The 20,477-nt window shown below is 62.6% G+C and carries 20 protein-coding genes; 10 read left to right on the top strand and 10 right to left on the bottom strand.

The window, feature by feature from the left end; all coding sequences use genetic code 11:
- The first annotated feature begins 38 nt into the window (after nt 1-38).
- The 7 genes from IEX16_RS06340 (at nt 39) to IEX16_RS06310 (ending at nt 8,590) form a co-directional block, all read left to right on the top strand.
- Nucleotides 39-1,619, top strand: a complete 1,581-nt coding sequence (locus tag IEX16_RS06340; RefSeq protein WP_188707500.1) for an ABC transporter substrate-binding protein — start codon at nt 39-41, stop codon at nt 1,617-1,619.
- A gap of 145 nt (nt 1,620-1,764) precedes the next feature.
- Nucleotides 1,765-2,745: an ABC transporter permease gene (locus IEX16_RS06335; protein ID WP_188707499.1), complete on the top strand. Its 981-nt coding sequence runs from the start codon at nt 1,765-1,767 to the stop codon at nt 2,743-2,745.
- Nucleotides 2,745-3,977, top strand: a complete 1,233-nt coding sequence (locus tag IEX16_RS06330; protein WP_188707498.1) for a M20 aminoacylase family protein — start codon at nt 2,745-2,747, stop codon at nt 3,975-3,977. The genes IEX16_RS06335 and IEX16_RS06330 overlap by 1 nt, the downstream gene beginning before the upstream one ends.
- 32 nt (nt 3,978-4,009) lie before the next feature.
- The gene (locus IEX16_RS06325) at nt 4,010-5,593 is read left to right on the top strand and encodes an ABC transporter substrate-binding protein (protein WP_188707497.1); all 1,584 of its coding nucleotides are present in this window, start codon (nt 4,010-4,012) and stop codon (nt 5,591-5,593) included.
- Nucleotides 5,594-5,600: 7 nt separating this feature from the next.
- Nucleotides 5,601-6,512, top strand: a complete 912-nt coding sequence (locus tag IEX16_RS06320; protein ID WP_188707496.1) for an ABC transporter permease — start codon at nt 5,601-5,603, stop codon at nt 6,510-6,512.
- A 102-nt stretch (nt 6,513-6,614) separates the two neighbouring features.
- On the top strand, nt 6,615-7,592 hold the full coding sequence (locus IEX16_RS06315; protein WP_188707495.1) for an ABC transporter ATP-binding protein: 978 nt from the start codon (nt 6,615-6,617) through the stop codon (nt 7,590-7,592).
- A complete protein-coding gene (locus tag IEX16_RS06310; RefSeq protein ID WP_188707494.1) occupies nt 7,589-8,590 on the top strand; it encodes an ABC transporter ATP-binding protein in 1,002 nt (333 codons plus the stop codon). The genes IEX16_RS06315 and IEX16_RS06310 overlap by 4 nt, the downstream gene beginning before the upstream one ends.
- 67 nt (nt 8,591-8,657) lie before the next feature.
- Here IEX16_RS06310 and ybeY read toward each other — a convergent pair whose 3' ends face one another.
- Both ybeY and IEX16_RS06300 read right to left on the bottom strand, forming a co-directional pair.
- Nucleotides 8,658-9,113, bottom strand: coding sequence for an rRNA maturation RNase YbeY (ybeY, locus tag IEX16_RS06305; RefSeq protein WP_188707493.1), 456 nt, complete (start codon nt 9,111-9,113; stop codon nt 8,658-8,660).
- A 2-nt stretch (nt 9,114-9,115) separates the two neighbouring features.
- Complete coding sequence (locus IEX16_RS06300) at nt 9,116-10,126, bottom strand: PhoH family protein (protein ID WP_188707492.1); 1,011 nt, start codon at nt 10,124-10,126, stop codon at nt 9,116-9,118.
- Between the two features lie 84 nt (nt 10,127-10,210).
- Here IEX16_RS06300 and ruvA point away from each other — a divergent pair, with 84 nt between their 5' ends.
- The gene (gene ruvA / locus IEX16_RS06295; protein WP_188707491.1) at nt 10,211-10,783 is read left to right on the top strand and encodes a Holliday junction branch migration protein RuvA; all 573 of its coding nucleotides are present in this window, start codon (nt 10,211-10,213) and stop codon (nt 10,781-10,783) included.
- 1 nt (nt 10,784) lies between these two features.
- Nucleotides 10,785-11,864: a Holliday junction branch migration DNA helicase RuvB gene (ruvB, locus tag IEX16_RS06290; protein WP_188707490.1), complete on the top strand. Its 1,080-nt coding sequence runs from the start codon at nt 10,785-10,787 to the stop codon at nt 11,862-11,864.
- Here ruvB and IEX16_RS06285 read toward each other — a convergent pair.
- From IEX16_RS06285 to IEX16_RS06255, 7 genes are all read right to left on the bottom strand, one after another.
- On the bottom strand, nt 11,844-13,586 hold the full coding sequence (locus tag IEX16_RS06285) for a lysoplasmalogenase family protein (protein WP_188707489.1): 1,743 nt from the start codon (nt 13,584-13,586) through the stop codon (nt 11,844-11,846). The genes ruvB and IEX16_RS06285 overlap by 21 nt on opposite strands.
- A gap of 19 nt (nt 13,587-13,605) precedes the next feature.
- Nucleotides 13,606-14,733, bottom strand: a complete 1,128-nt coding sequence (locus IEX16_RS06280; protein ID WP_188707488.1) for a DSD1 family PLP-dependent enzyme — start codon at nt 14,731-14,733, stop codon at nt 13,606-13,608.
- A complete protein-coding gene (locus tag IEX16_RS06275; RefSeq protein ID WP_188707487.1) occupies nt 14,733-15,386 on the bottom strand; it encodes a histidine phosphatase family protein in 654 nt (217 codons plus the stop codon). Before IEX16_RS06275 ends, IEX16_RS06280 begins: the two co-directional genes overlap by 1 nt.
- A gap of 150 nt (nt 15,387-15,536) precedes the next feature.
- A complete protein-coding gene (locus IEX16_RS06270) occupies nt 15,537-16,160 on the bottom strand; it encodes a DUF4136 domain-containing protein (RefSeq protein WP_188707486.1) in 624 nt (207 codons plus the stop codon).
- Between the two features lie 28 nt (nt 16,161-16,188).
- Nucleotides 16,189-17,130 carry a tRNA 2-thiocytidine(32) synthetase TtcA gene (ttcA, locus tag IEX16_RS06265; protein ID WP_229676209.1) on the bottom strand — a complete coding sequence of 314 codons (942 nt, stop codon included), beginning with the start codon at nt 17,128-17,130 and terminating at the stop codon, nt 16,189-16,191.
- 20 nt (nt 17,131-17,150) lie between these two features.
- Nucleotides 17,151-17,522: a dihydroneopterin aldolase gene (locus tag IEX16_RS06260; protein WP_188707484.1), complete on the bottom strand. Its 372-nt coding sequence runs from the start codon at nt 17,520-17,522 to the stop codon at nt 17,151-17,153.
- Between the two features lie 40 nt (nt 17,523-17,562).
- Entirely contained in the window at nt 17,563-18,357 is a 795-nt protein-coding gene (locus IEX16_RS06255) for an SDR family oxidoreductase (RefSeq protein WP_188707483.1), read from the bottom strand.
- A 38-nt stretch (nt 18,358-18,395) separates the two neighbouring features.
- Between IEX16_RS06255 and IEX16_RS06250 the strand changes: the two genes are divergently transcribed.
- The gene (locus IEX16_RS06250) at nt 18,396-19,520 is read left to right on the top strand and encodes a class I SAM-dependent methyltransferase (protein ID WP_373288285.1); all 1,125 of its coding nucleotides are present in this window, start codon (nt 18,396-18,398) and stop codon (nt 19,518-19,520) included.
- A gap of 25 nt (nt 19,521-19,545) precedes the next feature.
- On the opposite strand, the gene IEX16_RS06245 is transcribed toward IEX16_RS06250, so the two are convergent.
- On the bottom strand, nt 19,546-20,394 hold the full coding sequence (locus tag IEX16_RS06245) for a MurR/RpiR family transcriptional regulator (RefSeq protein WP_188707482.1): 849 nt from the start codon (nt 20,392-20,394) through the stop codon (nt 19,546-19,548).
- Between the last annotated feature and the right edge of the window lie 83 nt (nt 20,395-20,477).

The raw sequence follows: 20,477 nt of genomic DNA, 5'->3' as shown, positions 1-20,477 counted from the left end.
TTGCATAGTAGCGGTCTTTCAATTGACGAGGAGTTTTCATGAAATTCAAACAGCTTGCCTGGTCTGCGGCCGCCCTTGCGGTGTTTGCTGCCGCACCGGCGTTACAAGCCAAACCTTTCAAATGGTCCAGTGCCAGCGACATTCCCACGCTGGACATCCATTCCCAGAACAATGCCTTGGGTAATGGCGTGCACGCCGCGATTTACGATTCGCTGGTTTATTACAACAGCCAGACCTTCAAGCCCGAAGCCCAGCTGGCAACCGCCTGGCGCGATGTGTCGCCAACTCAAGTACGTTTCACCCTGCGCTCCGGCGTGAAGTTCAGCGACGGCACGCCGTTCACGGCCGATGACGTGGTGTATTCCATCACTCGTGCCATGGCCAAGACCTCCAATTACGCGGTCTACACCCAGGGCATTGACAGAGTGGTCAAGGTCAACGACAGCACCGTTGACTTCATGATGAAAGGCCCGAACCCGGTGCTACTGAGCCAGTTGACCGAGCTGCGCATCATGAGCAAGGCCTGGGCGGAAAAAAACAAATCCGTTGAGCCCAAGGATATCCGCGCCAAGGATGAAACCTACGCGCACCGCAACGCCATGGGAACCGGCCAGTTCATGGTCAAGGAATGGCAGCCCGACCAGAAGCTGGTGCTTGTCAAGAACCCGAACTACTGGGGCACCACCCCTTCGAATGTGACGGAAATCATCTACACCCCGATCAAGTCCGAAGCGACGCGCGTGGCCGCGTTGCTGTCCGGAGAAGTCGATTTGGTGCTGGACCCGAGCCCGCAGGATATGACGCGTCTGCGTGGCAATGCCAATCTCAAGGTGATCGACGGCATCGAAAGCCGGACCATCTTCTTCGGCATGGACCAGTTTCGCGACGAGTTGCCCGGCTCCAACGTCAAAGGCAAGAACCCGCTGAAAGACCAGCGCGTGCGCATGGCGCTGTACCAGGCCATCGACATCAACAGCATCGTGCGCGTGACGCTGCGCGGCCTGGGCCAGGCGACCGGCACCATCGTGGCGCCGCAGGTCAACGGCTGGACCGAAGGCGTGCACAAGCGCTTCCCGTATGACCCCGAGGCTTCCAAGAAGCTGCTGGCCGACGCCGGCTACCCCAATGGTTTCGAGGTGGATTTCGCCTGCCCGAACAACCGCTACATCAACGACGAGGAAATCTGCCAGGCGGTCACGGCGATGTGGTCGCGCATCGGCGTCAAGGCCAAGCTGCGCACCTTGCCACTGGTGACCTACTTCCCGATGATCCAGCGCTTTGAGGCCAGTATCTACATGCTGGGCTGGGGCGTGCCGACCTTTGACGCGCTGTACAGCCTGCAGTCGCTGACGCGCAGCCTCGGCACGGGTGGCGACGGCAACTACAACGTCGGCCGTTACAGCAACCCGCGCATGGACATCATCGTGGACCGCGTGAAGGTCGAAACCGATTTGCCGGTGCGCAACCGCTTCCTGACCGAAGGCCTGCAACTGAGCAATGACACGGTGTCGCACCTGCCGCTTCACAACCAGATCATTCCCTGGGCCATGAAGAAAAATATCGACGTGACACACCGGGCCGACAATCGGCTGGACTGGCGAGTCATCAAGGTCAACTGATTGGCCTGGGTCCGCGAGAAATCAAAAAGAGCCCTCTGGGGCTCTTTTTTTGGACACAAAATAATATCTTTAAACCTAAAGGAAACCCGATGTTGGCACGTTGCGTGCTCTGCTAGCATCGGTTCTCGATTAAAAAACCTGCACGATGTTCGCATTTATTCTCCGTCGCCTGTTCCAGGCTGTGATCGTGATGGTCACGGTGGCTTTTCTGGCTTTCATGCTGTTCCAGTACGTGGGCGACCCTGTGGTGTTTTTGCTTGGGCAGGACGCGCAGCCCGACCAGATCCGTCAGCTCCGCGCTGATTTGGGGCTGGACAAGCCTTTTTTCGTGCAGTTCGGCCACTTTCTGGTCAACGCCGTGCAAGGCGAGTTCGGATTGAGCCTGCGTCAGGGCGCCAAGGTGTCGCGCCTGATTGCTGAACGCTTTCCGGCCACGCTGGAGCTTGCGATGGTGGCGGCCCTGATTGCGCTGCTGATCGGTGTGCCCATGGGTGTTTATGCGGCCTTGCGTCGGGGCACATTTTTCAGCCAGTTGCTGATGACGGTGTCACTGCTCGGCGTGTCGCTGCCGACCTTTTTGATCGGTATCCTGTTGATCCTGGTTTTTGCGGTTGGGCTCGGCTGGTTCCCCAGTTTTGGACGCGGTGAGGTGGTGCAGATGGGCTTCTGGAGCAGTGGCTTGCTGACGCTCAAGGGCTGGCACCACATCGTGCTGCCCGCTGTGACACTGGCCATCTTTCAACTCACGCTGATCATGCGGCTGGTTCGCGCCGAGATGCTGGAGGTGCTGCGCACCGACTACATCAAATTTGCGCGCGCCCGCGGCCTGTCCAACCGCGCAATTCACTTCGGTCATGCGCTGAAGAATACTCTGGTGCCGGTGATGACCATCACCGGCCTGCAGCTCGGCGGACTGATCGCCTTCGCCATCATCACCGAGACGGTGTTCCAGTGGCCAGGCATGGGTCTGCTGTTCATCCAGGCCGTGACTTTTGCCGATATTCCCGTGATGGCCGCCTACCTGTGCCTGATTGCGCTGATCTTCGTGGTTATCAATCTGGTGGTGGACCTGCTTTATTTCGCCGTTGATCCGCGCCTGCGCGTGGGCAATGCGGGAGGCCACTGATGCTGGCGCCCCGCCCCGCCCCGACGCTGAAGGCCAACGGCCGCGTATTTGCCCAGATTACCGAGTTCCATCCGGAGTTGACGGCTTTTCGCCGTGACCTGCATGCCCATCCCGAGCTCGGTTTTGAAGAGGTCTATACCGGGGCGCGCGTCCGGGAGGCTCTTGAGCGCTGCGGGGTGGACGAAATCCACACGGGTATCGGCAAAACCGGTCTGGTCGCTGTTATCAAGGGCCAGCAGAGCGGCAGCGGCCGGATGATAGGCCTGCGAGCCGACATGGACGCGCTGCCGATGACCGAGCACAACGAGTTTGCCTGGAAGTCGTCCAAAACCGGCCTGATGCACGGCTGCGGTCACGACGGCCACACCACCATGCTGGTGGGTGCGGCGCGATACCTGGCCGCCACCCGCAATTTCGACGGGACGGCGGTGTTGATTTTCCAGCCTGGTGAGGAAGGTTTTGCCGGCGCCCGCATCATGATCGAGGACGGCCTGTTTGACCGCTTCCCGGTGCAGGCGGTTTACGGCATGCACAACTGGCCGTCGATGCGACCCGGCACCGTGGGTATCCGCCCGGGCCCGATGATGGCTGCGGCCGACCGCGTCACCATCGACATTACCGGCCACGGCGGCCACGGCGCCCACGCTTACATGACGGTGGACCCGGTGGTGGTGTCGGCGCACATCATCACGGCGATTCAGAGTATTGTGTCGCGCAACGCCAACCCGATCGACAGTGCGGTGATCAGCATCTGCGCCATGCAGGCCGGTGACATGGGCGCCTTCAGCGTGGTGCCTGGCAAGGCCTCACTGGTGGGCACGGTGCGCACTTTCAGCCCCGATGTGCAGAACATGGTGGAGCGCCGGCTCAGTGAGTTGTGCAGCGCCGTGGCCTTGGGTTTCGGCGCCACCGCCTCGGTGCGTTATGAACGCATCTATCCCGCGACCATTAACTCCTATGACGAAGCCGTGTTTGCGGCCAACGTGGCCGAGGCCCTGGTTGGCACCGACCATGTGGTGCGCGACATGGCGCCCAGCATGGGCGCCGAGGATTTTTCCTTCATGCTGCAGGTCAAGCCAGGCGCTTACCTGCGCATCGGCCAGGGCGCCGAAAACGGCGTCGGCAGTTGTTTCCTGCACAACACCCGCTACGATTTCAACGATGACATCCTGCCGCTGGGCGCCGCTTTGCACGCGGGCCTGGTGGAGCAGTCCATGCCTTTACCCGTGTAGCCCCAAGACATTCCCACTCACAGGAGAATTCCATGAATTTCAAGAAAAAAACAGTCCTGGCCCTTATTGGCTCTGCGTTAGCCGCTGCAAGTTTTGTCGCATCGGCCGTCACGCTGCGGATTGGTAACCAGGGCGATGCGCAGTCGCTGGACCCCCATTCGCTCAACGAGTCGCTGCAACTCACGGTGGTTGGCAATGTTTACGAACCATTGGTCACACGCGACCGCAACTACAAGCTGGCGCCTTCGCTGGCCACCGACTGGAAGCAGACCTCACCGACAGTCTGGCGCTTCAACCTGCGCAAGGGCGTGCAGTTCCATGACGGCACACCCTTCACCGCTGACGACGTGATCTTCAGTTACGAGCGCGCCAAGGGCGACGGGTCGGACATGAAAAGTTATGTCGGCCAGATCAAGGAAATCAAGAAAATCGACGACCACACGATTGACTTCGTGTTGAACAACCCCTTTCCCATCCTGCCCGAGTTGTTCACGCAGTGGCACATGATGAGCAAGAAGTGGTGCGAGACCAACCAGGCGACCAAGCCGGTGGATCGCCGCAAGGGCATTGAAAACGCCGCGTCCTTTCGTGCCAATGGCACCGGCCCGTTCCGCGTGCGCGAGCGCCAACCGAATGTGCGCACCACCTTTTCCCGCAACGGCAACTACTGGGGCAAGATCGACGGCAACGTCGAAGAGGTTATTTTCAACGTGATCGGCAATGACAGCACGCGCGTCGCGGCGCTGCTGTCGGGCGAGGTTGACGTGATGGAGCCGGTGCCGGTGCAGGACGTGGCCCGCGTGCAGGCCAACAGCGCGCTCAAGGTGCTGCAAGGTCCCGAGCTGCGTGTGATTTTCCTGGGCATGGACCAGAAGCGCGATGAGCTGCTGTTTTCCAGCGTCAAGGGCAAGAACCCCTTCAAGGACAAACGTGTGCGTCAGGCCTTCTATCAGGCCATTGACATCGAGGCGATCAAGAGTCGCGTCATGCGCGGTGCGGCCACGCCGATGGCCATTCTGTTGCCGCCGCAGGTCAAGGGTTTTGCCCCGGACCTGGCCAAACGCCTGCCATTTGACGTTGAAGCGGCCAAGAAGCTCATGGCCGATGCTGGTTACGGCGCGGGTTTCGAGCTCAAGATGAACTGCCCGAACGACCGTTATGTGAACGACGGCGAGATCTGCCAGGCGGTTGCCGCCAACCTCTCGCGCATCGGCGTGAAGATCAACCTCGAGGCGGAGACCAAGAACAATTACTTCCCGAAAATCCTGCGCCGCGACACCAGCTTCTACATGCTGGGCTGGACCGCCAGCACCGTGGATGCGCACAACGTGCTCTACCCCATCATGTCCACACCCGGTGATGGCGGCCGGGGACAGTTCAACCTGGGCGCTTACAGCAACCCACGCGTGGACGAATTGACTAACTTGGTGGCGTCCGAGACCGACGACAAGAAACGCATGGAGATGATTCGCGAAGCACTGAAGATCCACCAGGACGATGTGGGCCATCTTCCGCTGCACCAGCAGGCCATCAACTGGGCCACGAAGAAAAATATCGAACTGGTGCAGTGGCCCGACAACGGCATGCCCTGGAAATTCGTCAAGCTGAACAAGTAATCTGTTGATGAGAAGCGCGCTTTTCCGGTTCTGGGACGGCGACGTCGGCTACAGCTTTCGCACCTCCCCGGTGGCGATGGCTGCGGCTGCGGTCGCCCTGATCTGTATTTTCTGTTCGGTGTTTGCGGGCTTTGTCGCTCCGCACAACCCGTTTGACCTGACGACGCTGGAACTCAGTGACGCGCGTTTGCCTCCGGCCTGGTCTGACGGGGGCTCGTCCAAATACCTGCTCGGCACCGACGACCAGGGCCGCGACATTCTGTCGGCCCTCATGTACGGTGCACGGGTGTCGCTGGCCGTGGGTTTTGCGTCGGTGGTTCTGTCAGTGGTATTTGGCGTGGGTCTGGGCCTGCTGGCCGGTTTCTACGGCGGCTGGATCGACTCTGCCCTGATGCGTTTGTGCGACGTCATGCTGTCCTTCCCGGCCATTTTGGTGGCTTTGCTGATTGCGGGGGTGGGACGGGCGCTGTTCCCCGATGCCCAGGACTCGCTGGCGCTGGGGGTGTTGATCATCTCCATCACGCTCACGGGTTGGGTCCAGTACGCGCGGACCGTGCGCGGCTCGACCCTTGTCGAACGCAGCAAGGAGTACGTGCAGGCCGCCCGTGTGACCGGCGTCGCACCGCTGCGCATCATGCGCCGCCATGTGTTGCCCAATGTGATGGGGCCGGTGCTGGTGCTGGCCACCATCCAGGTGGCCACAGCCATCATCACCGAAGCCACCTTGTCGTTCCTGGGCGTGGGCGCGCCGCCGACCTCGCCTTCGCTGGGCACGCTGATCCGCATCGGCAACGACTACCTGTTTTCAGGCGAGTGGTGGATCACGGTGTTTCCGGGTGCGATGCTGGTGACGATTTCGCTGAGCGTGAATTTGCTGGGTGACTGGCTGCGCGATGCGCTTAACCCGAGGCTCAGATGACACCCCCGAAGCGGCCTGCGGCCGCCTCTCCCTCGAGGGGGCGCCACCTGCGGCCCGGCAAAGCCGGTTCCACGGTGGCCGCTTGAATTTATCGAGAAGCTCATGAGTCTTTTACAAGTCAAGAACCTGATCGTCGAATTCCCTGGCCGGCGCGGTACGCTGCGTGCGCTGGACGACATTTCCTTTGAAATCGCACCGGGCGAAATCCTCGGTGTGGTCGGTGAATCCGGCGCCGGCAAGTCGCTGACCGGCGCGGCCATCATCGGCCTGCTGGAGCCACCCGGGCGCATTGGCGGCGGGCAAATTTTGCTCGAAGGCCAGCGCATCGACAACCTGCCCTATGAACAGATGCGCCACATTCGCGGCCGCAAGATAGGTGCGATTTTCCAGGACCCGCTGACCTCGCTGAACCCGCTTTACAGCGTGGGCCGGCAACTGATCGAAACCATCCAGGCGCATTTGCCGGTGAGCCATGCCGAGGCGCGGCAACGTGCGATCTCACTGCTGCAGGACACCGGCATTCCCGCCGCCGAGCAGCGCATCGAACATTTTCCGCACCAGTTCTCCGGCGGCATGCGCCAGCGTGTGGTGATTGCCCTGGCGCTGGCCGCCGAGCCCAAGCTGATCGTTGCCGACGAGCCGACAACGGCGCTCGACGTGTCGATCCAGGCGCAGATCATCATGCTGCTCAAAAACATCTGCAAAAAACGCGGCGCCGCCGTGATGTTGATCACCCACGACATGGGCGTGATCGCCGAAACCTGCGACCGCGTGGCCGTGCTGTATGCCGGGCGTATTGCCGAGATCGGCCCGGTGCATGAAGTCATCAATCATCCCGCGCATCCCTATACCGAAGGACTGATGGCGGCCATTCCCGACATCACGCTGGACCGCGAGCGGCTTAACCAGATCGACGGTGCCATGCCGCGTCTGAACGCCATCCCGCAAGGTTGTGCTTTCAACCCGCGCTGCCCCAAGGTGTTCGAGCATTGCCGCCAGGAGCGGCCCGACCTGCTGCCTGCCGGAGCGACGCGCGCTGCCTGCTGGCTGCATGATGTGCCGGTGGGGGTGAGCGCATGAGCACCGTTGCACCACTGGTTCAGGCGCATGACCTGGCCATGACCTTTGACGTGTCACCGCCCTGGCTGAACCGGGTGATCGAGGGCAAGCCACGGGTGATGCTCAATGCCGTCGATGGCGTGAGTTTCGAGATCGAAAAAGGTAAAACCCTGGCGCTGGTCGGCGAGTCCGGCTGCGGCAAAAGCACGGTGGCCAAGCTGCTGGTGGGGCTTTACAACCCGACCCGTGGCGGCCTGACTTTCGATGGCCAGGATGCCCATGCCGCCTTCAAGACGCCGCAAGGCCGACAGTTGCGCAGTCGCATCCAGATGATCTTCCAGGACCCGTATGCCAGCTTGAACCCGCGCTGGATTGTGGAGGACATCGTCGGCGAGCCGCTGCGCGAGCATGGCCTGATCACCGACGATGCCGAGCTCAAGGCCAAGGTGGGCGAGTTGCTCAAGTCGGTCGGCCTGTCGCCGCTGGATGGCCCCAAGTACCCGCACCAGTTCTCGGGCGGGCAGCGCCAGCGCATTTCGATTGCGCGCGCGCTCGCGACCGAACCTGAGTTTTTGGTGTGTGACGAGCCAACCTCCGCGCTTGACGTGAGCGTGCAGGCGCAGGTGCTCAACATCATGAAAGACCTTCAGCGCGAACGTGGCCTCACCTATTTGTTCATCTCGCACAACCTCGCTGTGGTGCGCCATGTCAGCGACCAGGTCGGCGTGATGTACCTGGGACGCCTGGTCGAATTGGCCGACAAGCAGACATTGTTCGCGGCGCCGCGCCACCCCTACACGCGCATGCTGCTGGACGCGATTCCGAAGATGCACGACATCGGCCGAGACCGCACGCCGGTGCAGGGCGAGGTGCCCAACCCCTTGAACCCGCCAACCGGTTGCACTTTCCACCCGCGCTGTCCGCACGTCAACGACCGCTGCCGCGCCGAGCGGCCGCAACTCCTGACGATCCAGGGCGTGAAGATCGCCTGCCATGCGGTGGAAGAGGGCAGGATTTAGTTGCTATTGTTTTTATAGCTGGTGGCGCTTGCTGGTCATGGGCCAGAGCACAGTCTGGTGCAAATATTTAGCGGTAGGGGTTGGCGATGCCGAGCCCGGCGAGAATCTTGACCTCGCGCGCTTCCATGGCTTGCGCATCGGTTTCGCCGGTCTCGTGGTCCCAGCCCTGCGCATGCAGTGCGCCATGCACCAGCAAGTGGGCGTAATGGTCCTTCAGCGTCTTGCGGTTCTCGCGCGCCTCTTTGGCAATCACCGGTGCGCACAACACCAGGTCGGCGGTGACCAGCGGCCCAGCGCGATAGTCGAAGGTCAGCACATTGGTCGCGTAGTCTTTTTGCCTGTAACCGCGGTTCAGCGCCTGGCCTTCGTCGGCACCGACGATGCGCACCGTGATCTCGGCGTCGCTGTCCAGCGCATGGCGGATCCAGCGCGCGACGCTGTGGCGCGGCAGGGCGGCGCGATGGCGTTTGGCGTCCTTGATGTCGCCGAACTGCAGCGACAGACTCAGCTGTTTAAGCGCCATGGTTAAGAGCCATTGCGGCTTTTGGTCCGGCTCGGGCGCGCCACCGGCACCACCACATCGGTGTCATCGGCTCCCGGCGTCTTGGGGGTGTAGCCGTCGTAGGCGTCCACAATGCGCGCCACCAGCGGATGGCGCACCACATCGGCGCTGGTCAGGCGCGTGATCGCAATGCCCTTGACGCGCTTGAGCACACGTTCGGCGTCGATCAGGCCGCTGAGCTGCGTGCGTGGCAAATCGACCTGGCTGACGTCACCGGTGATCACCGCCTTGGCGCCGAAGCCGATACGCGTCAGAAACATCTTCATCTGTTCGGGCGTTGTGTTCTGCGCTTCGTCGAGGATCACAAACGCATGGTTGAGCGTGCGCCCGCGCATGAAAGCCAGCGGTGCGATCTCGATCTGCTGTCGCTCGAAAGCTTTCTGCACCCGCTCGAAACCCATCAGCTCATAGAGCGCGTCGTACAGCGGCCGCAGGTAAGGGTCGACCTTCTGGTTGAGGTCACCCGGCAAAAAGCCGAGTCGCTCGCCGGCTTCCACCGCCGGGCGCGTCAGCACGATGCGCTGCACCGCGCTACGCTCCAGCGCATCGACCGCGCAGGCAACCGCCAGGTAGGTCTTGCCGGTGCCGGCCGGGCCGATGCCGAAGGTGATGTCGTGGGTGGCGATGTTGTCCAGGTACATGCCCTGGTTCACGGTGCGCGCACGCAGGTCGGCACGCCGGGTTGACAGCGCCGCGCTGCCATCGGGTGCGGTGGGCAGCGCGCTGTCGCCGGCCAGCATCAGCTGCACGGTTTCTTCAGGAATGGGCCGGTTTGCCATTTCATACAGCGCCTGCAGCACCTCCAGCGCCTGCTGGGCCTTGGCTTTGGGGCCGTCGATCTTGAACTGCTCAAAGCGGTGCGCAATTGTCACCTGCAGCGCCGCCTCGATGGTACGGATATGGGCGTCCATCGGTCCGCACAGATGGCCCATGCGGGTGTTGTTGGGCGGCGAGAAGGTGTGTCTGAGGATCAAGGCGTGGGGTTTCCTGAAAAGGAGGGGTTCTGCCCGGATTGTCCACCCAATTTTCAGGCGCTGCCCGGCTGATAAGATTTGCCCATGATTGGACGCATCACTGGCCTGCTGGCCGAAAAGAACCCACCGGAACTGTTGGTGGATTGCAACGGCGTCGGGTATGAGGTGCTGGTGCCCATGAGCACCTTTTACAACCTTCCGGCGCTGGGCGACAAGGTCAGCCTGCTGACACATTTTGTAGTGCGCGAGGACGCGCAAATCCTCTACGGTTTTGGCTCGGCCAGCGAACGCGCGGCCTTCCGCCAATTGATCAAGATCTCCGGCGTCGGCCCGCGGACCGCGCTCAGCGTGCTCAGCGGCATGAGCGTCGATGAACTGGCGCAGGCCGTGACCAGCCAGGAAGCCGGCCGCATCATCAAGGTGCCGGGCGTCGGCAAAAAAACCGCCGAACGATTGCTGCTCGAACTCAAGGGCAAACTCGGCGCCGATATGGGTATCACCGTGAGCGTCGCCGACGATGCGCAGTCCGACATCCTGCAGGCGCTGGTGGCCCTCGGCTACAGCGACCGCGATGCGGCGCTGGCTCTCAAGGCGTTGCCGAAAGATATTGGCGTCAGTGACGGCATCAAGCTGGCTTTGAAGGCGTTGGCGAAATAGCATGACCATCCAGACCGACGACTTCGACATGTCGGGCGTGCCGCCTGTAAAGCGGGTGATGTCTGCCGCGCCCGCTTCGCCCAACGAGGAGGCGATAGAACGCGCCCTGCGGCCCAAGCTGTTTGACGAGTATGTGGGCCAGTCCAAGGTGCGTGAGCAGCTTGAAATCTTTATTGGCGCGGCGAAAAAACGCAGTGAAGCCATGGACCATGTCCTGCTGTTTGGCCCGCCCGGCTTGGGCAAAACCACACTCAGCCACATCATTGCGCATGAGCTGGGCGTCAACCTGCGCCAGACCTCAGGCCCGGTGCTCGAAAAACCGAAAGACCTGGCGGCGCTGCTGACCAATCTCGAAAAAAATGATGTGCTGTTCATCGACGAGATTCACCGCCTGAGCCCGGTGGTCGAAGAGATACTGTACCCCGCCCTGGAGGACTATCAGATCGACATCATGATTGGTGAAGGCCCGGCGGCGCGCAGTATCAAACTGGATTTGCAGCCCTTCACCCTGGTGGGTGCCACCACGCGCGCCGGCATGTTGACCAATCCGCTGCGCGACCGCTTTGGCATCGTCGCACGGTTGGAGTTTTACACTGCCGAGGAATTGGCGCGTATTGTCCGGCGCAGTGCCAAGCTGCTGAACGCGCCCATGGACGAAGAGGGTGGCTTTGAGATTGCACGCCGTTCGCGCGGCACGCCGCGCATTGCCAACCGTTTGCTGCGCCGCGTGCGCGACTACGCAGACGTCAAGGGCAGCGGCCACATCAGCCTGGACATCGCCAACAAGGCGCTGGCCATGCTGGACGTGGACCCGCAGGGTTTTGATGTGATGGACAGGAAGTTGCTTGAAGCCGTGATTCACCGCTTTGACGGCGGCCCGGTCGGCCTCGACAACATCGCCGCCAGCATTGGTGAGGAGCGCGACACGATCGAAGACGTGATCGAGCCCTATCTGATCCAGCAGGGGTATTTACAGCGCACGCCGCGCGGACGCATCGCCACGCTGGCGGCTTACCGGCATCTGGGTGTAGCCGCACCGGCAAACCGTCAGGACGGCGGCTCAGACCTGTTCGTGCCCTGATGCTTCGGCAGCCGTCACCGGCCTGGCGTTGAACACGATCAGGATTTGTGCGACGTAGTAGGTGCTCAGCACCCACAGTTGCACCATCGGTAGTGGATACGCAAAACGGTTGGTCGCCAGCAGTGCGTCGCTGAGCATGAAAAAGCCGGCGCCTATGGCCACAGCCAAAGAGGCCTTGTCACGCAGCACTGTGGCCCGGCTGATCGCCTGTGCCGCCATCAGCGCGATCACCACCACATAAGCCGCCACCGCGATACGCAGCACCGGGTTCAGGCCGTCGAACAGAAACGCGTACATCGCGGCGCCTATCGCCAATGTCGCTGCCAGCGAACGCCGGCTGGCAAACCAGGGCGAGCCTTGCCTGAACAGGGCGATGTAAAACAGGTGCGCGATCAGGAAAGCCACCAGGCCCGGAATGAAAAAACCGGGGAACATCAGCAGGCAGTCACCCGCCAGCGAAAACACGAGCGCGGCCAAAAGTATGTGGTCAAATCGGCGACCTGCCCATACCGGTCTTGCACGAATTGCTACTAAAACAATAGCAAGCCCCAGCGCCAGCGGCTTGAACACCCGGTGCGCTTCCAGCAGGCCCAAGGCCGCAGTGGCGGTGGCCAGCACGGCCGCCTCGATCAGCAGCACCTCCAGCATCGACAGCCGGCCCTGCAACAGGCCGCCCACGGCCCACAGGCCGGTGCCCAGGGCGGCCAGCCAGACCACCGAGGGGCCCGGCGCCATGCCATCGGCCTGCCAGAGGAAATAGGCAACCCCCGCCAGCAGGGCGGCAAACTGGACGGCGCCGAACAGCGCCACCGAGCGCTTGATGGGCGGATGGAAATACTCAACACGCGCCATGTCAAAAGCGTCTTTCGGAAAACGCGCTGCCAGGTCTGCCGGCCGCCAGCCCGGCGGCTTGAGCCAGACGCGTATCTTGTCGCCCCAGGTTCGTGCATGCCACGATTCCTTGCCCAGCGCCCAATACACCTCGGCATTGGCCCACAAGGGGTTCCAGCTGTTGAGCGGACTGCGCGTGCCGTAAACACACTTCTCGTCCTCTTCCTTGAAGCTGCCGAAGAGACGGTCCCAGACGATCAGGATGCCGCCGTAGTTTTTGTCGAGGTAGCGTTCGTTGACCGCGTGGTGCACGCGGTGGTTGGACGGTGAGCAGAACCAGCGGTCGAACCAGCCGAGTTTGGGCACGTGTTCGGTGTGCACCCAGAACTGATAGAGCAGGTCGATCAGCGCAACGATGCCGAAGATCAGCGGCGGCACGCCGGCAACCGCCATCGGGACGTAGAAAATCCAGCCAAACAGCGCACCGCTGCTGGTTTGCCGCAAGGCGGTAGACAGGTTGTAGTCCTGACTCTGGTGGTGCACCACATGCGCGGCCCAGAACACAGCGCTTTCATGGCCGGCGCGGTGCAGCCAGTAGTAGCAGAAGTCGTAGAACACCAGCGCGATCAGCCAGCCGTACCAGGTGTTCCAGAACTCCGGGTTGGGGTAAAGCGCAACACTGGAATAAATCGCGGTGTAGATGCCGATGCGGAATAATCGCGTGAACACTGCGCTGACCTGGCTCAGCATGCCCAGACCGATGCTGCTGACAGCGTCGTTCAGCCGGTATGTGTTGCGGCCTTTGGCGTAGCCCCAGGCGAATTCGATGGCGATCAGGACAAAGAATACGGGGGTTGCCAGAACGATGATCTGGCTCGGCGAGAGATTCATGCCGCCATTCTGGCGGCGATCAGGTCAAAGCGCCTCTGGCATCAACCCTGATGATCTGTTCGACCTTGCCGTGCTGCAGGCCGCCACGCACACCGAGCAGGTGATCGTGCAGGTTGACGGTCGGGTCGCAGTGGCCGGGAATCAGCCACACCGTTTCACCGATGGCCGGCAGCAGCGCGCCGCGCAGAATGCCGTGTTCGTCGCCGCCGTTGGCGTAGTCCAGCGGCAACCCGTGCACGGATGGCAGGCCGGAGTCGATGGCATGGCTTTTGTGACCGGCGTCCACCACCGCGTGATCAGCGCAGACACTCATCACCTGGCTTTTGACAAACAGCGCGTGTTCAAAGGCCGGCTGCGCCGGATCGCGTTCATTGCTGGCGTAGTCGCGGTCCATGAACAGGTAGGAGCCGGCCTGCAGCTCGCCGTAGACACCGCTGGCGGCCTCCAGCGAGAAGGTGCCGGTACCCGCGCCGGTGACCAGCGGCACCTCGAATCCCGCTGCCTGCAAGGCTGCTGTCGTGGCCAACACGTGGGCGATGACCTGGGCGATGCTTTCGCCCCTCTCGGCCACGCTGCGGAAATGCTGGGCGCGGCCGTGGTAAGCCTGCAGGCCGCCGAACTGCAGCGCGGGATGGCCTGCTATCTCCGCCGCCAGCGGCACGGCGGCGGCGCCCGGCGCCGTGCCGCAGCGCCCGTGGCCCACATCGATCTCGATGAAAACGCGGATCACGCAGTGTTGACCGTGCACCGCTTTTGCCAGCCGTTGCAGGCCTTCCATGCTGTCCACTGCGATAGCCAGTTGCCCGCCCAGTGCTTCCAGTTCGCGCGCCAGCGCGACCACGCGTTTTAGCTTGAAGGGCGAGACCACCTCGTTGCTGATGTAGATGTTGTTCACGCCCAGCGCCGCCAGCGCTTCGGCTTCCGAGGTCTTCTGCACACAGACACCAACCGCGCCGTGCGCCATCTGCAGTTTGGCAAGTGTGGCGCTTTTGTGCATCTTGGCGTGGGGCCGCAATTTGACGCCATGTTTCGCCGCGAAGGCCGCCATGACGGCCAGATTCCGGTCCATCGCATCGAGGTCGATCACCAGCGCCGGGGTGTCGATGTCGGCCGCCGGGCGGCCCAGAATGTCAGACAGCAAATACATCAGGTGCTCGTTTCGTCCAGGGGTTTGGCATCAGCCTCAAGCTCGAGGTGCTGGGTATCGGCCCAGCCGACCAGGGTGAAGCCATCGGGCGTCCACAGCAGGCGGTTGATGGCCGCATTGCCGAGCGCCCAGGTGCGTGGTGCCTGCAGTTCCAGCCGGGTCGCGGCGCGGTAAAGCACATCGAGTACGCCGCCGTGGCCGACCATCACGATCAACTCACCCGGATGCTGGGCGGCGAGCAGCTGCGCGGTGCTGACCACACGTTCGCGCAACTGCCTGAGCGACTCGCCGCCGCTGGGTGCAAAGTCCGGATCACGCGTGCGCCACAACATGGCCTGCTCGGGCAACGCTGTCTCGATGTCGGCGAAAGTCTTGCCCTGGAACTCGCCGAAATGCCGCTCACGCAGGCCGGGTGTGGGGATCACCGGGACACCGGTGGCGCGGCCGACATGCTGCGCGGTGTCGAACGCACGCCCCAGGTCGCTCGCGTAAATGGCAGTGATGGGCTCGCCAACAAGGGCCTGCGCCAGCCGACCGGCCTGCCAGCGCCCGGTGTCGTTCAGACCGATGTCCAGCTGGCCCTGGATGCGCGTGTCCACGTTCCAGGTGGTTTCGCCATGGCGGATGGCCAGAACGCGTGCGGCTTCACTCACCGCGCAGGCTCCCGACAAACCGCGGACCACGAAGCGCAGGGGGCGTCTTCAGACCAGCCGGGGCCGCGGGTCCGGCTCCGCCGGCCCGCAGGCGCAGCGCCCCCTCGGGGGGCAGAGAGCTACACGAAGTGAGCGAACGTGGGGGCCGCATCACCGCTGTATTTCGATGCTGATCCGGCGCGTTCCGACGGGCGGCACCGGGAAGTTGCGCAGGGCGGCGTCCAGCATGGTGGAAATCACGGGCCCGTCGTCGGCCCAGGGGTCTTCACTGAATGCGCGGGTTTCATAGACGGCGGTGTTGCCGCGCAGCTCGCGGATCACCAGATTCACGTCACGCCGGTAAAGCGGGGACTCCATGCCGACGCCGATCGGGATGCCGAAACCAAAACCCACGCTGCCTCCGCCTCCGCCGATGCCGCTACCGATAAAAATGCTGGACCCGCCGCCGTAGGGGTAGCCGTCCCAGCGCGGGCGCATGATGGGCTGGGTGGTGGCGCTGACCTGCACGCTGAACGCGGCGGCCTGTGGGTTGTGCTGCAGCCCCACTTTGGCCAGCGCGGCCTGGGCCAGCCCTTCGAGCGCCGGCTGGCGTGCATCGGGCGGCTGCTGCGAAAGCAGGCGCTCGAAGCGGTAGCTGCTGCCGGGCGCCGGCGGCGCCGGCATCCAGCGGGAAAAACTGGTGACATCGCTGTTGACCAGGCGCGAGTTAGCGCAACCGCCCAGCAGGCCAACCACAGTTGCTCCAAAAATAATAGCTGTCAGCGCACGTTTCATAGGGCCTCCAGGCTCAATTGGCTTGAAATTACTGAAGCGCCACCACGGCCAGACCGGGCCGCAACGGCTCCGAAAACGCTTCCTCGTCAAAGGCCTTGTCACCGTTCGGGTCCGGCATGCCGGTGCTGCGTATGCCCTTGAAGTCGTGCTGCTTGCCGTCCATCAGGTGTGAGGGCACGACGTTCTGCAGCGAGGTGAACATGTTCTCGACGCGGCCGGGAAACTTCTTGTCCCACTCGCGCAGCATGTTGCCGACCTGCACACGCTGCAGGTTCTGCTGGCTGCCGCACAGGGTGCACGGGATGATGGGGAAATCGCGCACCTGGGCCCACTTGATCAGGTCTTTTTCGGTCACATAGGCCATGGGCCGGATCACCACATGTTTGCCGGTGTCGCTGACCAGCTTGGGCGGCATGCCCTTGAGGCGCGAGGCAAAAAACATGTTCAGGAAAAAGGTCTGCAGCATGTCGTCACGGTGGTGGCCCAGCGCGATCTTGGTGGCGCCCAGCTCTTCGGCCACGCGGTACAAAATGCCGCGGCGCAGGCGCGAGCACAGCGAACACATGGTTTTGCCTTCAGGGATCACGCGCTTGACGATGCTGTAGGTGTCCTGGGTTTCGATGTGGAAAGGCACCCCGAGTTTTTCCAGGTACTGCGGCAGGATGTGATCGGGAAAGCCCGGCTGCTTCTGGTCCAGGTTGACAGCAATCAGCTCAAAATTGATGGGTGCGCGTTTTTGCAGCTTGAGCAGGATATCCAGCATGGCGTAACTGTCCTTGCCGCCGGACACGCACACCATGACCTTGTCGCCTTCCTCGATCATGTTGAAGTCGACAATTGCGCGGCCGACCTCGCGGCACAGGCGTTTCTCGAGCTTGTGCTCTTCGCGCTCTATCTTCAGACCGGCTTTCGCCTCGGCGCCTGCCGCGTCACCGGTCTCGTTGATCACATCGTTCAGTACTGCACTCATGTCGTTTCCATCCATCACTTTCACCATTGCCCGGTCTCGACGCGAATGGCCACTTCGCAGTCGTCAAAAATTTCCAGTTTTGCAATTTTCACACGCACACCCAGCACACCCGGCAATTGCATCAAGCGGTGCGCCAGCTTGCCAATCAGCGTTTCCAGCAGGTTCACATGTTCTGCCCGGCACTCATTGATGATGATCTGCCTCACCTTGCGGTAATCCAGCACATGGTGGATGTCATCGTCGCTGGGCAGCAGCGGCTGCGTACCCAGGTTCAGCTCGGCATCGACCTGTATCGGCTGCGGCGCGGTTTTCTCCTGATCAAGAATGCCAAGGTTGGCGTCGAAACGCAAACCGGCCAGCGTCAGTATCTGGTTGCCACTGGTATTGAACATGTTGGGTATCGGGCTGGGGTGCGTGTGTAGGAAGGCGCGCTCACATCAGTGAGAAATCGCGCTCGAATTTCATCAGGTGCTGACCGCCGTCGACCAGCAGCGTCGTGCCGGTCATCGAGGCGTTTTCCAGCGCGAATTTGACCGTGGCGGCCACATCGGCAGGGTTGGATGAGCGGCCCAGCGGCGAAAGTTTGTGCAGCGCCTCGAATTTTTCTTCGCTGAGCAGGTGGCTGGTCAGGGTCAGGCCGGGCGCCACGCCCACCACACGCACCTGCGGCGCCAGCGCGATCGCCAGCATGGTGTTGGCCGCTTCCAGCGCCGCCTTGGACAAGGTGTAGCTGAAAAAATCAGGGTTCTGGTTCCAGAGTTTCTGGTCCAGCAGATTCACGACCGCAAACCGCCCGGTTTGCTCAGCCACCGCGCTCGCTGCCAGCCGGGCCAGCACGTGGGCGTGCAGCGCCTGCGCCAGCACAATCGCCGCGCCGGCATTGCTGCGCATGTGTTTTTCCAGGGCCGCAAAGCTGAAACTTGCCGCGCCGTCGTGTTCAAAGGTGGAGGCGTTGTTGACCACCGCATCGACCTGGCCGAAATGGCCGATGACTTGCGGCAACAGGCTGTGGACCGCCGTCTCATCCTCAAGATCACAACAAAAGTGGGCTGCAGCCCCTGCCAGGCTTGTGCAGTCAGCTACCGTTTTTATAGCATCTTCTTGCGAGCTGCGGTAATGCACGGCCACGCGCCAGCCGCCCGCGGCCAGCGCGAGCGCGATCTCGCGGCCCAGCCGCCTAGCGGCGCCGGTGACGAGAACAACAGGAGCAGGAGACACAGGTGGCATGGGTGGAGGGTGACAGTGCAATCGCCGACAATCCGGGGGTGACCCCCCCGACCCTGACGACACCCCCTAGTTTAACGAGCGCCCTTGCCGGGCACATCCGTGAGGCCATCGCCGCTGCCGGCGGCTGGATCAGCTTTGACCGCTTCATGGCGCTGGCCCTGTACACGCCCGGACTCGGTTATTACGCCCATGATTCGCGCAAATTCGGCCTGATGCCGGGTTCGGGCAGCGATTTTGTGACCGCGCCCGAGCTGTCGTCGCGTTTTGGCCAGGCGCTGTCGCGGCAGGTTGCACAGGCGCTGCGGGAATCGGCCACTGACGAGGTCTGGGAGTTCGGCGCCGGTTCGGGTGCACTCGCGCAGCAGTTGCTGGGCGCTCTGGGTCCGCAGGTCAAACGCTACACCATCGTCGATTTGTCCGGCACGCTGCAGGCAAGGCAACGCGAGCGCTTGGCGGCATGGGGCGACACGGTGCGCTGGGTCAGCGAGCTGCCCGCGCAGATGCGGGGGGTGGTGGTCGGCAACGAGGTGCTGGACGCCATGCCGGTCCAGTTGCTGGCCCGGCACGATGGAAGCTGGTTTGAGCGCGGCGTGGCCGTTCAGGACGCGTTGTTTGTCCACGCCGACCAACCGACCGCGCTGCGCCCGTCTTTTGAAGTGGTGGGCAACCATGACTACCTCACCGAAATTCATCCGCAGGCGGAAGCTTTTGTCGCCACGCTCGCCGACCGCCTGCAGGCCGGCGCGGTGTTCCTGATCGACTACGGTTTTCCGGAGCACGAGTATTACCATCCGCAACGCAGCATGGGCACGCTGATGTGCCACCGCGGGCATCTGGTCGATGCCGATGCGCTGCAGGATGTCGGCGAGAAAGACCTCACCGCGCACGTCAACTTCAGCGGCATCGCACTGGCCGGGCAGCAAGCCGGGCTGCAGGTGCTGGGCTACACCAGCCAGGCGCGCTTCCTTCTGAACTGCGCGGTGCTGGACGGTATGGAGGACGCGCCGCTGGCCGAACGCGTGATGGTCCAGAAACTCATCAACGAGCATGAGATGGGGGAGCTGTTCAAGGTGATCGCCTTGGTGGTCGATTCACCAGAGCGGCCCTGGGGCGGGTGGCAGGCGATGGGGTTTGCGCGGGGTGACCGAACCCACACTTTGTAGGCTGCCGACGCCGCACCCCCGGCCATCAAGCGTAGCGTTTGCTCCGCAAATTGTTTTTCATTTCCTTGAGCAGCGGCTGCAGCTTCTCACCGCCTATGCGCAGCGCCACACAGGTGGCCAGGATGTCGATGATCATCAGGTGCAGCAGGCGCGACACCATGGGACTGTAGCGGTCATAACCTTCCGGGTGGTCGGCCGCCAGGTGGATGTGGCCGGCCGAGGCCAGTGGCGAGCCGCTGGCGGTGATCACGATGGTGGTGGCGCCGTTTTTGCGCGCAATACTTTCGGCGTCCATCAGGTCGCGGGTGCGGCCCGAGTTCGAGATGATCACCACGCAGTCGCCTGGCCGGAGCATGGACGCGCTCATGACCTGCATGTGGCCGTCGCTGTAAGCGATGGCATGCACCCCGAGCCGGAAAAACTTGTGCTGGGCGTCCTGCGCGACGATGCCCGAATTGCCGGCCCCGAAAAACTCGATGCGATGCCCGGTCTGGTAGGTGGCGGCCAGCGCAGTCGCCGCCTTTTCAATCGCGACCGAGCTGGCGTCGTTGCGGTATTTCAGGAAAGCCGCCACCGTGTTGTCGATGACCTTGACCAGCACATCGCTGGTCTTGTCGTCCACGTCCACGCTGCGGTGAATGAAAGGCACGCCTTCGCTGACGCTGCCGGCCAGCTTGAGTTTGAAGTCCGACAGGCCGTCGTAACCGACGCTGCGGCAAAAGCGGATCACCGTCGGTTTGCTGACATGCGCACGCGACGCCAGCTCCGTCACAGGCAGGTTCGCAAAAGCCCGTGGATCGCTGAGCACCAGGTGCGCTACCCGCTGCTCCGCCGGCGCCAGCGAAGGAATCGACGCTTTAATACGATCAAGCACGGGATAGCCCCCACGGCTCGCATACTGCAGCCCGGTTTCCGAATTGCCAGTCGGGGCCGCGGGTCCGGCTCTGCCGGCCCGCA

The sequence above is a fragment of the Polaromonas eurypsychrophila genome, from assembly GCF_014641715.1.
GTDB classification, from domain to species: domain Bacteria; phylum Pseudomonadota; class Gammaproteobacteria; order Burkholderiales; family Burkholderiaceae_C; genus Polaromonas; species Polaromonas eurypsychrophila.
The sequence above is the reverse complement of the archived record's forward strand: the minus strand, read 5'-3'. Positions and strand labels throughout refer to the sequence as shown.

Coding starts and splice junctions, on each gene's coding strand:
- ttcA (WP_229676209.1), bottom strand. CDS start 17,130: ATGAGTGCAGTACTGAACGATGTGATCAACGAGACCGGTGACGCGGCA.
- IEX16_RS06285 (WP_188707489.1), bottom strand. CDS start 13,586: ATGAATCTCTCGCCGAGCCAGATCATCGTTCTGGCAACCCCCGTATTC.
- IEX16_RS06335 (WP_188707499.1), top strand. CDS start 1,765: ATGTTCGCATTTATTCTCCGTCGCCTGTTCCAGGCTGTGATCGTGATG.
- IEX16_RS06320 (WP_188707496.1), top strand. CDS start 5,601: ATGAGAAGCGCGCTTTTCCGGTTCTGGGACGGCGACGTCGGCTACAGC.
- IEX16_RS06280 (WP_188707488.1), bottom strand. CDS start 14,733: ATGTATTTGCTGTCTGACATTCTGGGCCGCCCGGCGGCCGACATCGAC.
- IEX16_RS06310 (WP_188707494.1), top strand. CDS start 7,589: ATGAGCACCGTTGCACCACTGGTTCAGGCGCATGACCTGGCCATGACC.
- IEX16_RS06260 (WP_188707484.1), bottom strand. CDS start 17,522: ATGTTCAATACCAGTGGCAACCAGATACTGACGCTGGCCGGTTTGCGT.
- IEX16_RS06330 (WP_188707498.1), top strand. CDS start 2,745: ATGCTGGCGCCCCGCCCCGCCCCGACGCTGAAGGCCAACGGCCGCGTA.
- IEX16_RS06270 (WP_188707486.1), bottom strand. CDS start 16,160: ATGAAACGTGCGCTGACAGCTATTATTTTTGGAGCAACTGTGGTTGGC.
- IEX16_RS06325 (WP_188707497.1), top strand. CDS start 4,010: ATGAATTTCAAGAAAAAAACAGTCCTGGCCCTTATTGGCTCTGCGTTA.
- IEX16_RS06255 (WP_188707483.1), bottom strand. CDS start 18,357: ATGCCACCTGTGTCTCCTGCTCCTGTTGTTCTCGTCACCGGCGCCGCT.
- IEX16_RS06315 (WP_188707495.1), top strand. CDS start 6,615: ATGAGTCTTTTACAAGTCAAGAACCTGATCGTCGAATTCCCTGGCCGG.
- IEX16_RS06340 (WP_188707500.1), top strand. CDS start 39: ATGAAATTCAAACAGCTTGCCTGGTCTGCGGCCGCCCTTGCGGTGTTT.
- ybeY (WP_188707493.1), bottom strand. CDS start 9,113: ATGGCGCTTAAACAGCTGAGTCTGTCGCTGCAGTTCGGCGACATCAAG.
- ruvA (WP_188707491.1), top strand. CDS start 10,211: ATGATTGGACGCATCACTGGCCTGCTGGCCGAAAAGAACCCACCGGAA.
- ruvB (WP_188707490.1), top strand. CDS start 10,785: ATGACCATCCAGACCGACGACTTCGACATGTCGGGCGTGCCGCCTGTA.